15 protein-coding genes and 1 pseudogene are annotated in these 13991 nt (G+C 36.3%); 10 read left to right on the forward strand and 6 right to left on the reverse strand.

What is annotated here, in order from left to right:
- Positions 1 to 7 precede the first annotated feature (7 nt).
- The 3 genes from J2Y03_RS16450 to trhO all read left to right on the forward strand — a co-directional run bounded on the left by J2Y03_RS16450 (position 8) and on the right by trhO (position 2315).
- A complete protein-coding gene (locus J2Y03_RS16450; RefSeq protein ID WP_310195827.1) occupies positions 8 to 433 on the forward strand; it encodes a DoxX family protein in 426 nt (141 codons plus the stop codon).
- 17 nt (positions 434 to 450) lie between these two features.
- A complete protein-coding gene (locus tag J2Y03_RS16455; protein WP_310195829.1) occupies positions 451 to 1230 on the forward strand; it encodes a DODA-type extradiol aromatic ring-opening family dioxygenase in 780 nt (259 codons plus the stop codon).
- Between the two features lie 137 nt (positions 1231 to 1367).
- On the forward strand, positions 1368 to 2315 hold the full coding sequence (gene trhO / locus J2Y03_RS16460; RefSeq protein WP_310195831.1) for an oxygen-dependent tRNA uridine(34) hydroxylase TrhO: 948 nt from the start codon (positions 1368 to 1370) through the stop codon (positions 2313 to 2315).
- Between the two features lie 41 nt (positions 2316 to 2356).
- On the opposite strand, the gene J2Y03_RS16465 is transcribed toward trhO, so the two are convergent.
- Positions 2357 to 3508: a glycoside hydrolase family 18 protein gene (locus J2Y03_RS16465; protein ID WP_310195832.1), complete on the reverse strand. Its 1152-nt coding sequence runs from the start codon at positions 3506 to 3508 to the stop codon at positions 2357 to 2359.
- A gap of 180 nt (positions 3509 to 3688) precedes the next feature.
- On the opposite strand from J2Y03_RS16465, the gene J2Y03_RS16470 reads away from it, so the two are divergent.
- The 4 genes from J2Y03_RS16470 to J2Y03_RS16485 all read left to right on the forward strand — a co-directional run bounded on the left by J2Y03_RS16470 (position 3689) and on the right by J2Y03_RS16485 (position 8086).
- Positions 3689 to 4795, forward strand: a complete 1107-nt coding sequence (locus J2Y03_RS16470; protein WP_310195836.1) for a metallophosphoesterase — start codon at positions 3689 to 3691, stop codon at positions 4793 to 4795.
- 149 nt (positions 4796 to 4944) lie between these two features.
- Positions 4945 to 5241, forward strand: coding sequence for a 4a-hydroxytetrahydrobiopterin dehydratase (locus tag J2Y03_RS16475; RefSeq protein ID WP_310195838.1), 297 nt, complete (start codon positions 4945 to 4947; stop codon positions 5239 to 5241).
- 27 nt (positions 5242 to 5268) lie between these two features.
- Positions 5269 to 6996 carry an aromatic amino acid hydroxylase gene (locus J2Y03_RS16480; RefSeq protein ID WP_310195839.1) on the forward strand — a complete coding sequence of 576 codons (1728 nt, stop codon included), beginning with the start codon at positions 5269 to 5271 and terminating at the stop codon, positions 6994 to 6996.
- A gap of 175 nt (positions 6997 to 7171) precedes the next feature.
- Positions 7172 to 8086 carry a CBASS cGAMP-activated phospholipase gene (locus tag J2Y03_RS16485; protein ID WP_310195842.1) on the forward strand — a complete coding sequence of 305 codons (915 nt, stop codon included), beginning with the start codon at positions 7172 to 7174 and terminating at the stop codon, positions 8084 to 8086.
- Positions 8087 to 8124: 38 nt separating this feature from the next.
- Here J2Y03_RS16485 and J2Y03_RS16490 read toward each other — a convergent pair whose 3' ends face one another.
- On the reverse strand, positions 8125 to 8988 hold the full coding sequence (locus J2Y03_RS16490) for a TetR/AcrR family transcriptional regulator (RefSeq protein WP_310195844.1): 864 nt from the start codon (positions 8986 to 8988) through the stop codon (positions 8125 to 8127).
- A 191-nt stretch (positions 8989 to 9179) separates the two neighbouring features.
- Here J2Y03_RS16490 and J2Y03_RS16495 point away from each other — a divergent pair, with 191 nt between their 5' ends.
- Positions 9180 to 10355 carry a DHH family phosphoesterase gene (locus J2Y03_RS16495; RefSeq protein ID WP_310195846.1) on the forward strand — a complete coding sequence of 392 codons (1176 nt, stop codon included), beginning with the start codon at positions 9180 to 9182 and terminating at the stop codon, positions 10353 to 10355.
- A gap of 53 nt (positions 10356 to 10408) precedes the next feature.
- Here J2Y03_RS16495 and J2Y03_RS16500 read toward each other — a convergent pair whose 3' ends face one another.
- Positions 10409 to 10774, reverse strand: coding sequence for a carboxymuconolactone decarboxylase family protein (locus J2Y03_RS16500; RefSeq protein ID WP_310195848.1), 366 nt, complete (start codon positions 10772 to 10774; stop codon positions 10409 to 10411).
- A gap of 174 nt (positions 10775 to 10948) precedes the next feature.
- On the opposite strand from J2Y03_RS16500, the gene J2Y03_RS16505 reads away from it, so the two are divergent.
- Positions 10949 to 11743 carry an alpha/beta fold hydrolase gene (locus tag J2Y03_RS16505; protein WP_310195850.1) on the forward strand — a complete coding sequence of 265 codons (795 nt, stop codon included), beginning with the start codon at positions 10949 to 10951 and terminating at the stop codon, positions 11741 to 11743.
- Between the two features lie 30 nt (positions 11744 to 11773).
- Here the strand turns inward: J2Y03_RS16505 and J2Y03_RS16510 are convergent, their stop codons facing one another.
- The 3 genes and pseudogenes from J2Y03_RS16510 to J2Y03_RS16520 all read right to left on the reverse strand — a co-directional run bounded on the left by J2Y03_RS16510 (position 11774) and on the right by J2Y03_RS16520 (position 12699).
- Entirely contained in the window at positions 11774 to 12028 is a 255-nt protein-coding gene (locus J2Y03_RS16510) for a DUF2533 family protein (RefSeq protein ID WP_132086636.1), read from the reverse strand.
- 237 nt (positions 12029 to 12265) lie between these two features.
- Positions 12266 to 12350, reverse strand: a pseudogene (locus J2Y03_RS16515).
- Between the two features lie 52 nt (positions 12351 to 12402).
- Positions 12403 to 12699 (reverse strand): hypothetical protein, encoded by a 297-nt coding sequence (locus J2Y03_RS16520; protein ID WP_310195852.1) that lies wholly within the window; start codon positions 12697 to 12699, stop codon positions 12403 to 12405.
- A gap of 184 nt (positions 12700 to 12883) precedes the next feature.
- Between J2Y03_RS16520 and xerS the strand changes: the two genes are divergently transcribed.
- Positions 12884 to 13969: a tyrosine recombinase XerS gene (gene xerS / locus J2Y03_RS16525; RefSeq protein ID WP_310195855.1), complete on the forward strand. Its 1086-nt coding sequence runs from the start codon at positions 12884 to 12886 to the stop codon at positions 13967 to 13969.
- Positions 13970 to 13991 lie beyond the last annotated feature (22 nt).

Below are 13991 nucleotides of genomic sequence, written 5' to 3' on the forward strand. Positions count from 1 at the left end.
GAAGAAAATGATGAAAAAGATAGAAGTAAGTACATTAATTTTACGTTTAGTATTAGGGGTTACATTTTTTGTCCATGGGTTAGTGAAATTCCAAGGTGGAATTGAAAATATCGTTGGCTGGTTTGAAGCCATTGGATTACCAGGTGCTCTTGCTTATGGTGTTGCATTGTTAGAAATGGTTGGCGGAATTGCTTTAATTGTTGGTTTAGGAAGCAGAATTGTATCAGCATTATTGGTTTTATTAATGCTTGGAGCAATTGTCAAAGGGAAATTAGCAGTCGGCTTTTTAGGTAATGGTCAACAAGGTGCTGGTTGGGAATTAGATTTAGCACTACTTGTTATGGCATTATTTATTGCTATCAACGATAGTAAGATGTTTGCTTTAGATAAAGTTTTCTTTAAGGGACAAAATAACCAAACACAATCACTATAACAGGAGGGGTAAGTACAATGATGCCATCACTCTTTATCGCACATGGTGCACCATTACTAGCCATCGAAAACAATGAGTATACTCAATTTTTAAATCAACTGGGTCAGACTTTTCCACGTCCCAAAGCGATTATCTTGTTTTCGGCCCATTGGGAATCTCGAGCACAAAAAGTAAGCGAAGTAGATCAATATGACACGATTTATGATTTTGGTGGATTCGACCCAGAACTTTATACCATTAAATATCCTGCACAAGGTGATATGGAAATTTCTAAAGAAATAAAGGAATTGTTTAAAGAAAATGGTATTCCGTTTGAAGTGGAAACGAAACGTGGATTAGATCATGGTGCATGGGTGGTACTTCGTATGCTTTACCCAAATGCAGATGTTCCGGTCATCTCGATGTCGGTTAACTCTGCTCTTTCTCCAGAAGAACAATATAAAATAGGAAAATCCCTTGCAGCTTTACGTGCTAACGATGTCTTAATTATTGGCAGCGGGGGAACTGTTCATAACTTAAGAGCTGTGAGCTGGGGCGACGATGGTGCAGTTCATCAATGGGCACTCGAGTTTGATGATTGGATCGCACATCATCTTCATACATGGGATACTGATTCATTATTTAAGTACGATTCCCTTGCTCCTAATGCTGAAAATGCAGTACCGAGGTTTGGAAACGAACACTTTGTACCTTTATTTTACGCAATGGGTGCAGCAGATAATAATCGAAAAGCGGCATTATTACATCGCAGCTACAGATATGGAAACCTAAGTCATAGCGTATGGCAATTTGGATGATAGTTAAAAATAACACTAACTCAGCGTTAGTGTTATTTTTATATTAGTTCTTATTAATTGAAATGTATTTGTGATTTTTGATATAATGATTCGGTTATTAATATAAAGTATGTATAAAAGTTAATAAGGTGGTAATTATGAGTCAAGATTATAGAGTGTTATTGTATTATAAATATGTCACGATAGAGAATCCTGAAGAAGTACAACAAGAACATCTTCAGTTTTGTAATGAATTAGGTTTAAAAGGCCGGATTATTATTGCGTCTGAAGGAATTAATGGTACTGTTTCAGGTACACCTGAACAAACGGATGCATATATGGAGTACATGAACGAACACCCGCTGTTCGCCGGTACTGTTTTTAAAATTGATGAAGCAACCGAACATGCTTTCAAAAAAATGCGCGTTCGTTTAAGACCAGAGCTGGTAAATTTAAGCCTAGAAGACGATGTTAATCCTAATGTTACAACAGGAAAGCATTTAAAACCGAAAGAATTTTTTGAAGCTATGCAAAGAGATGATACCGTTGTGATTGATGCACGGAATGACTATGAATATGACTTGGGACATTTTAGAGGCTCTGTTCGCCCCGATATTTTGAATTTCCGTGATTTACCTGACTGGATTAGAGAAAATAAGCAAGAATTCGAAGGTAAAAAGATTCTTACCTATTGTACAGGCGGCATTCGCTGTGAAAAATTCTCAGGCTGGCTCCTTAATGAAGGGTTCGAAGATGTTTCACAATTAGAAGGCGGTATTGTGACCTACGGAAAAGACCCTGAAGTTCAAGGGGATTTATGGGATGGTCAGCTTTATGTATTTGATGAGCGTATCAGTGTACCTGTTAATCGCAAAGAGCATGTGGTGGTAGGGAAGGATTATTTTACAGGTGAACCATGTGAGCGTTATGTAAACTGTGCAAATCCTGAATGTAACAAGAAAATTCTTTGCTCTGAAGAGAACGAACATCGCCACCTCCGCAGCTGTTCACATGAATGCCGAACACATCCAAGAAATCGCTTTGTGGCTGAGCACGGGTTAACTTCAGCGCAAGTAAATGAAAGATTAATGAATCTACAAGCATAATTAAAAGGCTGTACACTTTAATTTAAGTGTACAGCCTTTTGTTATTTATTTGCTACAACATCGTTTGATTTAACTAGTTCATTGTATATCACAGAAGTTAAACTTTGATCACCTGTGCTGTCATGACCGGCTTCCCACAACATCATTCCGCCAAAGCCATGATTTAAAGCTAAGTTGGTTTTCTTTTGCATGGTATTTACACCGTTGTAATGGTAGGTCGTTCCGTTCATACTAACGGTGTCATTCGCAGCATTAGCAGGATCCTTGTTTATGATGGCAGCATAGGAAACCTGTTTTATGGCAGGGTCTTCAGGCTGTGCATAAAAAGGGACACCTAAAACAAGCTTTTCTTTTGGCAGGTTATTTTCATCAAAAAGAGTTGCCCAATAGTTTACTATTTTTTCCGTAAAAGGATAAGGAGATAGATTAGCTGCATTATAGCCGCCATCCCATTGACCATCATAGGCCATAATATTGACATGATCGACATGCTGAAACATGGATGGCTCATAAACGACAAAGCCCATTTCGGTGCCTGTCACCGCATGAATTTTCGCATAAACAGCTACAGATAGCTCTTTTCCCTTAGGATGAAGCTGAGTGCTTAGCTCGCTAGTAAAAGCAGCCAAGTTAGCTGCGTCTGCTTTTGATCGAGGGTGCTCAAAATCGATATCAATACCATCAAGGTTTTCACGGTCGACAATACTAGTAAGCTCATTTACGAGTCGTGTTCTAGAGTCAGAATTGCTTATGGCTGCTTTAAATGGCTCATAGGATTCCCCGCCATTAATATGAAACCAGCCGCCTACGGCTAAGATTACTTTTGTATCATGTTCTTCAGCTTTTTTAACCATTGTTCGCAAATTATTTATGGCGGAATCGCCATTTAGCAAAATACCTCCATCTGCTGTCGGATGAGCGAAGGAGAAAATTAGGTGGGTTAACTTGGAATAATCTACTACATTCGGGTCACGGAAATCCTGAACATAGCCTACTAACACTTTCGATTCCTCCAAACTTTCTTCAGGTATTTCTTTTTCTTCAAGATTTTTAACCGATTTTGGTGATTCTTCTATTTTCAGTGGTTTTGGCGCTTTTTCTGTATTATTTTTTGAATATAATACTCCGGTAAAAATTCCCCCTGTAAAGGTAAATAAGATTACCAGGGCAAGGAGGATATTGCGTTTTTTCATAGGCTGGTTTCCTCCCTATTATTCTCTCACTTTAAAATTATATCAATAAATGAGAAAGTAGAGAGATGGTAATATCCGCCTTGCGAAAAAATGGAAAATTACTAGCTCAAATTGTTGTTAAAAAAGCTCAAATACTGTCTAATAATAGTAAGACTTCTAAAGTAAAGGAGATTCACATCTGTGTGGGCTGTTGGAATAGGGATTATCTTACTATATAATTTAATGATTTTTTATATCGGTTATAATATTTGGGTTTGGTTGAAACACATTAGTGGTGACCGCAAGAGTATCAAAATAATTTTCTGGGTTGTATTGGTTATTTTTGCTTATTCTTTTATTTTCTCACGCTGGCTGGATGAGAGTTTATTTTTCAGTTGGATGGGTGCCATCTGGATTTCGTTATTTTACTTTTTAATATTGCTCCTGCCAGTGGCTAATATAGCGGTTTTTTTAAGAAGATTTACAAAAATCCAGAAAGAAAAGTTTGTAAAAAGAACCGGATATACTCTTTTAGTTGTGATTATTTGTTCATTCTTTTTCGGAATATTTAATGCCTACAGCCCTGAAGCCAAAACCTATCAAATTCATATTCCGAAGCAGGTAGAAGGGAAGCAAAGTTTAAAAATTATCATGGCTTCGGATATGCATTTCGGTGATTTATCTGGCAAAGGGCAGGCAAAAAAACTGGTAGAGTACATAAATGGTGAAAAACCTGATCTTGTCTTGTTCCCTGGGGATATTATTGACGATGATATAACGCCTTTTCTTGAACAGGGAATTCCAGAGATCCTAAAACAAATCCAATCACCTGTCTATGCTTCTTTAGGGAATCATGACCGTGATGATGCCGATCTTGTTAAGACTTTTAATAACAGCGGTATGAGGGTTTTAGATGATGAAGTATTGAACCTTCCCGAAGGTATTACCCTGGTGGGGAGAAAAGACCGGGGATATCAGGACGTAGAAAGAGCAGAGCTCTCGACATTAATGAAACAGGTAGATGGTAAGAAACCTGTAATTCTCCTTGAGCATCAGCCCTATGATTTAGATATCGCCGAAAAGAATGGGGTGGATCTGATTCTATCAGGACACACACATCGCGGGCAGGTTGCACCAGGTAATTTGATTACGAATATGATTTTTGAAAATGATTGGGGCTATTTAAAGAAAGGCAAGCTTCAATCGATTGTCTCTTCAGGCTATGGTGTCTGGGGACTGCCGCTACGAATAGGGACACGCTCAGAAATTGTTCAAATCAACGTTACCTTTGATCCCTCTATTCGATAAAGAAAAAAATCTATCTGACAACAGGTAGATTTTTTTCTTTATTTAACAATAGATATATGACAGTGTTTTTTTTATTGTAATTGAATAATATTTATTGATGGCTGAAAATTATGTTAAAAGCGCTTTATCAGTATAAAGGAGAGAAGCAAATGGAAAAATTAATGCCTTCAGAAGTTCATCAAATGTTATCCTCCGTTCCGAATTGGAAATTAACCGAAGAGAAATGGATAGAACGAAAGTATCGTTTTCGAGAATACCTGAAAGGAATTGATTTTGTTCAACAAGTGGCAAATCTATCTGAGCAGGCTAACCATCATCCTTTTATTTCGATTGACTATAAGGTTGTAACATTGAGAATTTCATCATGGAATGCAAGAGGTTTAACAGCTTTGGATTTTGAATTAGCCGCGAAGTATGATGAATTTTATAATCAAATGAAAAGTTAATTTTCTTCTAAAGGGAGAGATTTCTATATGGGGGAAGCAAAGAAGATTCCAAGACACTTACAAAAATATGTGGTCGACCAGAAATATGAAAAATACACACCGATTGATCATGCCGTTTGGCGTTATGTAATGAGACAAAACCATAACTATTTGAAGGATACTGCCCATCAAGCATATGTTGGCGGGTTAAAATCTTCTGGTATATTCGTCGAAAGAATACCTAATGTCACTGACATGAACAAAGCATTAGAGCCTTATGGATGGGGAGCTGCAAATATTGATGGCTTTATCCCAGGGGTTATTTTTTTCGATTTTCAAGCACATGGTATCCTGCCGATTGCCTCTGATATTCGTAAACTAGAAAACATTCAATATACGCCTGCTCCTGATATTATCCATGAAGCTGCCGGTCATGCACCCATTTTATGCGAAGAGAAATTCTCAGAGTATGTAAAGTTATTTGGTCAAATCGGCTCCAAAGCATTGGCTACAAGTGAAGAACATGACTTATTTGAAGCGGTTCGAACCTATTCCAATTTATTAGAAAGCGGGAAAGCGACAAAAGCTGAAATCGAGGCAGCCAAAGTTAATTTTGAAGAAAAGCAAGCTGCCGTAACTGAACTATCTGAAGCGGAACAAATTTCACGTCTATATTGGTGGACAGTCGAGTATGGTCTTATTGGAACGGTTGAAAAACCGCAAATATATGGAGCAGGTTTGCTGTCTTCTGTCGCAGAAGGCAGAAGCAGCCTAACAGCCTCCGTTAAGAAATATCCCTTTGAGCTACAAAATGTTATCCGTACTGGTTTTGATATTACCAAACCGCAGCCACAGCTTTTTGTATGTAACAGCTTTGAGCAATTAATAGATGCAGTAAACGAGTTTTCGAAAACCATGGCCTTTAAAGTTGGAGGTACACAAGGTTTAGACAAAGCTCTTCGCTCCAATCATACCGCCACCCTTCAATATAATTCAGGCCTTCAGCTTACAGGAACTTTACGACGAATCTTAATGGATGAAAAAGGAGAAGCCACTTACATTCAAACTGAAGGTCCTTCAGCCTTGGCATATGACAATACAGAATTGAACGGGCATGGGAAAACCACACACCAAGACGGCTTTGGAGCCCCGATTGGAAAAATTAAAAATATGAAGCAAACATTACATGTGCTTACAGATAAAGAACTTAAAGAAAATGGGATCGAGATAGGGAAAGCATGTACCTTAAAATATCAAAGTGGAGTTCAGGTAGAGGGCATCGTAGTTCAATTGATAAGAAAAGATGGAAAACTCCTGCTCATCTCTTTCAAAGATTGTACAGTTTCATTAAAAGAACAAACTTTATTCGAACCCGAATGGGGTACTTACGATTTGGCGATTGGAGAAAGTATCGCTTCGGTTTTTGCCGGTGCTGCAGATTCTGAACAATTTTATGCAGACTTAGAAGAAGTCGAGACCAAACCGCTTGTTAAACGGGCACTAAGTAAACTAGAAAAGTTATATGGAAAAGTTAGAAATATCCGTGAAACTACGGGTAAGGATACGAAAGCAGAGTTGGTAGATGTGATTGATGAATTAACAAATGATTTCCAGGACGATTGGCTATTACGGATTGAGGTAATGGAGCTCCTAGTCAAACGTAATTTTTTGCAGGATAAGCAGGTATTGCTAAAAAAACAACTCGAAGATATTAAGCCTTTACACGAAGAATATCCAGTATTAATCGAGAGAGGGCTCTTGTTAACCAATTCCTAATGTGTATAACTAAATGATACTGATAAACGACCTGCCGCCTATTGAATATACTTATAAACGATGGGCGGTATTTTTATGGAGGAGCATCTAGAAGAACAAATATAATAGCATACACGTGATAAGTGCAACTCATGAAGGGCACACTTAAGAAAAAGGTAAAATTAGGTGAAATGGAATGAAATTACTCTGTATAGATGGCGGTGGGATTCGAGGTATTTTTTCAATCGCCATTTTACAAGCATTAGAAGAAGAAGTGGGTCATTCTGTTGGGGAATTATTTGATATTGTTGCAGGGACAAGTACTGGAGCCATCATCGCTGCTTCCGTTTCATTGAATAAAAGTATGAAGGAAGTTCATGAAAGTTACATGCTTTACGGTGAAAAAATATTCAAAAGACAAGCAAAGGTCGGGCTTTTTAAGAGTGTCTATAGTGATCGATCGCTACGGCATCTATTAAAAAAGTCTTTCGGTGAGCTAGAAATGACGGATATCCAAAAACCTCTGCTAATTCCGGCTGTTGACATTACGCATGGAAAACCATTTATACACCGCTCCAACTTTGGCCACCCGGAAAATGGTGATTTATCGATAAAACTTTGGGATGCAGTTCTTTCCTCTTGCTCAGCACCTGTCTATTTCCCTCCCAACAAAATAGGGGATGAATACTTATCAATTGATGGTGGGCTTTGGGCAAATAATCCATCATTAGTTGGTTTAACGGAAGCTATTCATTATTTCCAAAAAGGGATGGATGAAATTCATATTTTATCGCTGGGAACCGGCTTGCAAAATATTGATTTTACAACTGAAAAGGAAAAGTATTGGGGGATAAACAAATGGCTGCCATTTCATTTTCCCTCCATGAAGGTGACACCAAAACTTCTCGATTTAGCCCTTCATTTATCTTCAGAATCCATATCTTATCATTGTCAGCTTCTTCTAAAGGACCAATATCTTCGAATTAATGAAGAGTTAGGGGAGGAAGTTCCGTTTGATGAAGTGAGGTACATGGATGTCCTTAGCGAGTTAGGAAGAAGTGCTTTTAACAAGCAGAAAGATGATATCTTTACCTTTATAGAGAAGAAATAAAACAAAAAAACTCGGTTAATTTACAAAAGTGCCGAGTTTTATTCTATACCAAAATAGGCGGCGATTGCTTTCCGAAAATAATCAAATGATTGAATTTCCTCAAAATTTGATAGCATTCCTTTTATTACGGGAATACGTGGTTTTTCCCTGTTTATTTCCTCTTCCAAGACCTCAATGGAAATTTCTATTGCTTCTTTGTTTTCCAGTTCTAGTTGTTCGAATTCTTTTCTCATTTTTTGCATGATATCGTTTATGTTATTGTTTTCAAATAAGTCTTCCGATTTCTTTATGACTTTTTCAATCTTTTCCTCTGTTAAAAAGGGTTGATCAAAAGAGATCTCTTTCACAATACTATCCATTCTTCTCATAAGAAAGTGTGAGAGCTCCTCAATTTCAAACTCCACAGGATCAAGTATCAATAAACCAATATAGGATTGAAATAGTCCTTCCAGAATCAATGCTAAATCGATTGATTGAGGCTCAAGGTCTTTTCCATATATGGATATCATTCCTTGACGATAAAAGAGATGACTCTCAAATCGTTTTTTGAAAAAAAGCTTCTTAATTTCTTCATTTCGTGGAATGGCTTGCTCTTTAGAAAGCATAATCAAAAATTCTTTATGACCTATAAACGTACCAAAAAAGGCAGATATTTGCTTGATGAACTTTTCTCGAGGTGGCATATCCAGATTTTCTACCGATGATATACTCGATTGTACAGTATCAAAGATGTACTCAAGAATTGAAAATAATAGGTCATCCTTAGACTTAAAATGTAGATAGAATGCTCCTTTTGAAATACCACTTTCAGCAGCAATTTCCTGAATCGATGTTGAAGAAAACCCTTTGCCCGCAAAAAGCTTCATCCCTGATGCAATAATGGCTTTTTCCTTTTCTGTCATAGATAATCACCTCTGTTTATGAAACATTATTTAGTAAAATTGACTAATTGGTCAAAATAATAAAATGACTACTTAGTCAATGATAGTTTTAATTAAAGAATTTGTCAACTTACATAGGGAATTAGCGGATTTTGTAATCATTCCTATAATTTTGCCGATTTCATACCATACTATTTCAAGAGGTGAAGAACATGTATAAATTGTTGTCTCACAATGATCTAGATGGTGTGGGGTGTGGAATTCTAGCAAAACTAGCTTTTGGAGATGTTGTGAAAGTTCGTTACAATTCTATTTCTGGCTTAAATCGCGAGGTTGAATGGTTTTTAGAAAATGATGATCGCAATACATTTTTATTTATCACAGATTTGTCTGTAAATGAAAAAAATGAACAAAGTCTTAAAGAGTTTTATGATAATGGGGGGAAAGTACAACTGATTGACCATCATAAGACAGCTTTACATTTTAATGATTATGAATGGGGGCATGTGGTCGTTGAGGATGAAGGAGGAAAATTAACTTCGGCTACATCACTATTTTATAAATATCTTATTTCTCACCAACTGATAGAGCCTACAGACCCGATTACAGAATTTGTTGAGCTTGTTAGACAATATGATACTTGGGAGTGGGAAAAAAATGATAATCAAGAAGCTCAAAGACTGAACGCTTTATTTTTCCTTGTTTCCATTGATGAGTTTGAAGAAAAAATGATCTCCCGGCTTCAAACAAGCGACCATTTTCACTTTGATGAGTTCGAAAAAAGAATACTGGATATGGAAGAAGATAAAATTGATCGCTATATCCGCAGGAAAAGGAGGGAGCTTGTTCAGACACAGATAGATGGACTTTTTGCAGGTGTAGTTTATGCGGAATCGTATCATTCTGAACTTGGAAATGAGCTTGGTAAGGAATACCCTCATCTTGATTACATAGCGATTCTAAATATTGGCGGTAAACGAATGGGTTTTCGAACGATTCATGATCATGTGGATGTTTCCGCAGTTGCAGGACAATACGGAGGCGGTGGGCATGCGAAGGCATCAGGATGCTCTTTAACCGAAGAAGCATATATGAAATTTGTAACGGAGACCTTTCATTTAGAACCGATTCCGGGGGACGCGAGACGAAATCGCTACAATCTTAAACGTGCACCGTTTGGGACTTTATATAAGGATAGAAAGGAAGGCATGTTCCTTCTATATCCGGTAAATGAAGAGAAATGGGTAATTAAACGAAATAATTCAAGAATGGAGCAATCCTTTAATAGTTTTGAAGAAGGGGAGAGCTTTTTGAAAAGAAATTATGAGGTTTGGCTAGTAAAAGACGATGATTTTGTCCATTACTTAGTAACAAAGTTTGGGAAATGAAGCACTAAAAAAATCCACCCAAGAATTGTATGGGTGGATTTGTTGTTGATTATTTACTGTTTTAGCTGATTTAAATCCTGGATACATTCTTGAACAAGTGTAACCGCTTGACTCATTGCTGCACCGCCGCCAAATGCCGCGGTTACTCCCACAGCTTCAAGGATTTCCTGTTCCGAACACCCTTGATCGAGGCAGCCTTTTGTATGATAGATGATACAATATTCATCTTGTGAATAAAGACTAATTCCTAAAGCAACCAACTGCTTTTCACGCTGTGATAAAGCACCTTCTTTAAAGCACTCTTCTGTAAATGCATTAAAGTGTTCTGCAAACTCTGGCATCTTCTGAGTAAAAACACCTAAACCAGCTTTATACTCATGAAGAGCAGCTTCAGTAGAATTTCTATCTTCAAATTCCATTCTTTATTCAACCCCATTTCCAAATTCATTAAACAAACTATAGTATAAGCAATATAAGAGTCACTTAACCAAACAAAATGAGGTATACAATTGATATTTAATGTGAAAAAAGAGTAAAGTATAGTAAAAAAGGGTATTAAAGCATATATAAATAAAAGTTTTGGAGGAGAAAACATGGGAAAAAGTATTATTAATTTGAATGGGATCACTGTCTCTTACAACGAAATAGGAAAAGGAAGCCCAATTGTCCTTCTTCACGGTTTTTGTGGCAGCAATGGTTATTGGGATAATGTAATTACTAAGTTATCGGAACATTATCGCGTGATTGCTCTAGACCTTCCAGGTCATGGTGAATCCGCTAACCTTGAGGGGCCAGTTACGATTGAAGACATCGCAGATCATATTAAGGATGTATTAGATTATTTGAATGTACCGCAAGTAACAATGTTTGGCCATTCTCTAGGGGGATATATTACTCTGGCTTTTGCAGAGAAGTTTAGTCAATTGGTAAACGGATTATCACTGATTCATTCGACTGCTTACCCGGATTCAGAAGAAGCGAAGAAGGGAAGAGAGGCAGGTGTAGAAAAAGTTAAAAAGGAAGGGATTTCGGTTTTTATCGATGGGCTGATACCAAAACTTTTCTCACCTGACAACATAGAGAAAAATCAAAATGATATCACAACAGCTAAAGAAATAGGATATACCACCTCATCACAAGGTGTCATGAAAACACTTATAGCGATGAAAAACCGTCCGGATCGTAATAGTGTTTTGGAGAAGGCAGAGATTCCAGTCCTATTAATTGCTGGCGAAAAGGATCAAATTATCCCTTCTGATAAGACATTTTCAGTTAGCAAATCGAATATTAAACCTGTCTTAATCAAAGATTCTGGACATATGAGCATGTATGAGAATCCAACTGAGCTAATCAATAAGATGATAGAATTTATGAGCACCGTGAAGTAGTAATCAAAAAATCCACCATTTGGGTGGATTTTATTTTTTAGAGTTTACATATTCCTCTACCATTTCAACTGTAACATTTTTCTTGATTGGTATGATTCTCAAGTTAATTTTATTCATTTTATTGGTTACTTCATTAATTTTATCTGTTGAAAAAGGTTTACCTTGTTTACATAATTCTATGGCTTCTTCAATATATTGTTCACGCTGCTGATCCCAAGCCAAAAATTGCTGATAACTTTTATTCTGATTTTCTGCATGTTTCATTAAATCCTTATGTACGCTCATGATTTCACTCCTCAAAATGTTAACTGATATAATAATACCATAATTCTATGGATAAAAAGGAGATGCTTTTTTGGTAAATGAGATAATTTTGAATGGATCATCAATGAGAGTCTACAAGTATGATGAAGAAATAGAAATAAGCTAATCGCAGAGAAATATTTATTTAATTGTATACAAGTCCAAATCGGAAGGTAGGAGCAGACTCGAAGAAAGTGAAAATGGGGGAGAAATAGTAAAAGGGCTTGGTGGGACTTTAACCCACAAAATACGCAGCAGTTTACGTTTAAAACTGTTGGTTGCTCTACAGTTGAGCTACAAGCCCTGTTATTATTTTTGTTTTAAAACCGTTTATTATACATTGTTTGCTTGGGAACTTATTTAATTTTAGCTATTTCCTCAGTCACAACAAATGCAAGATCATCGTTTCCAAACAAAGATAAGACACCAAGAAGTGTTTCGTCACCAATTTCTCCAGCTTCATCTTTAGGTACTACTAATTCCATTGCTTCTTTTAAAGCCATGTTTGAGACCTGATTAGGGTAGGCACGTAAATACAATTCCTCTGGATTTAAATCATGATTGACACACCATTGAGCAAAGACAAGGATCATCATTTTTTCCTCGCCTTGGTAGTGTTGAATAATTTTTTCTTCTACTTCTTTATTGTTCATTAAGAAAAACTCCTTTAAAATCATCATCATTTTATTATAACAGAAGGGAAGAGTCGATTATCGTAAACAAAAGACTAGAACTCGCAAAAAATTTAATTATTTTATAACTATTACATAATTACGTAAAATATAAATTTGACGAAATTATAGGTCATTTAGTAAAATATAGAAGTGAGGTGATTTTATGGTAAATGAATCAAAACAAGAAAATTTCAAAAAGTTACAATCTCTTCTTTCTGAATTGCCCTGGTATGTCGATGAATATATCAATCATAAATTAAGAAAGCTTTCGACTGCTTCCTTATTTAATTACTGCCATGATTACAAGATCTTTTTTAATTGGATAATCCGTGAGCAATTATTTACTGGAGCTGCTAAAGATATCCCATTAGAACGTTTAGAGAAAATGACTGTTATTGAGATTGAAAGTTTTTTAAACTTCCTACATTACGAATTAAATAATAAACCATTAACTGTTAATCGGAAATTGTCAGCTTTAAAGTCCCTATTTAATTATCTGCAAAACATTGCTGAAACACCTGATTTACTGCCTTATTTGAACCGTAATGTATTAGCTAAAATTGAATTTAATGAAGTGAAAGACAGCATGGAAACAAAAGCTGCTAAAATGGAAGGCAAAATTCTTCTTGGTGATGAATACGAAAAGTTTCGTTTGTTTGTGGCAAATGATTACGGTGAATTAATCAAAGAAAACAAAAAACTTTATAATTTCCACGAGCTAAATAAAGAGCGTGATACAGCCATTGTATCACTAATTTTAGGTTCCGGTCTTCGTCTTTCTGAGTTAGTCGGAATTGAATTAGATGATATTGATTATAAAAAGTACTGTGTTAGAGTCATTAGAAAAGGAAATAAAGAGCAATTCGTCTATTTTAGCCAAGTTGCAATGGCAGATCTTCAAGACTATCTTTCAATAAGAACATCGAAATATAAGGTTGAAAAAAGTAATAAAGCCTTGTTTATTTCTGCCCAAGTGGGTCCGAAAGGAAAAACTCGCAGATTGACAGCCAGAGCTGTTGAAAAATTAGTTGAAAAGTATGCAACGGCATTCGGAAAACCGTCATTATCCGTACATAAATTAAGACACTCGTTTGCTACCAGGTATCATGCGGAGATTAACGATGTACCAAAATTACGAAGACAATTAGGTCATTCTTCGATTCAAACTACAATGATTTACACGCATATTAAGAACGATGATTTAAAAATTGCGGTTGATAAAATGGATATGCCAAAGGAACAAAGTTAAAATTTTTATTCTGTCTCACTAT

It is taken from the genome of Neobacillus niacini (assembly GCF_031457145.1).
Taxonomy (GTDB): domain Bacteria; phylum Bacillota; class Bacilli; order Bacillales; family Cytobacillaceae; genus Neobacillus; species Neobacillus niacini_J.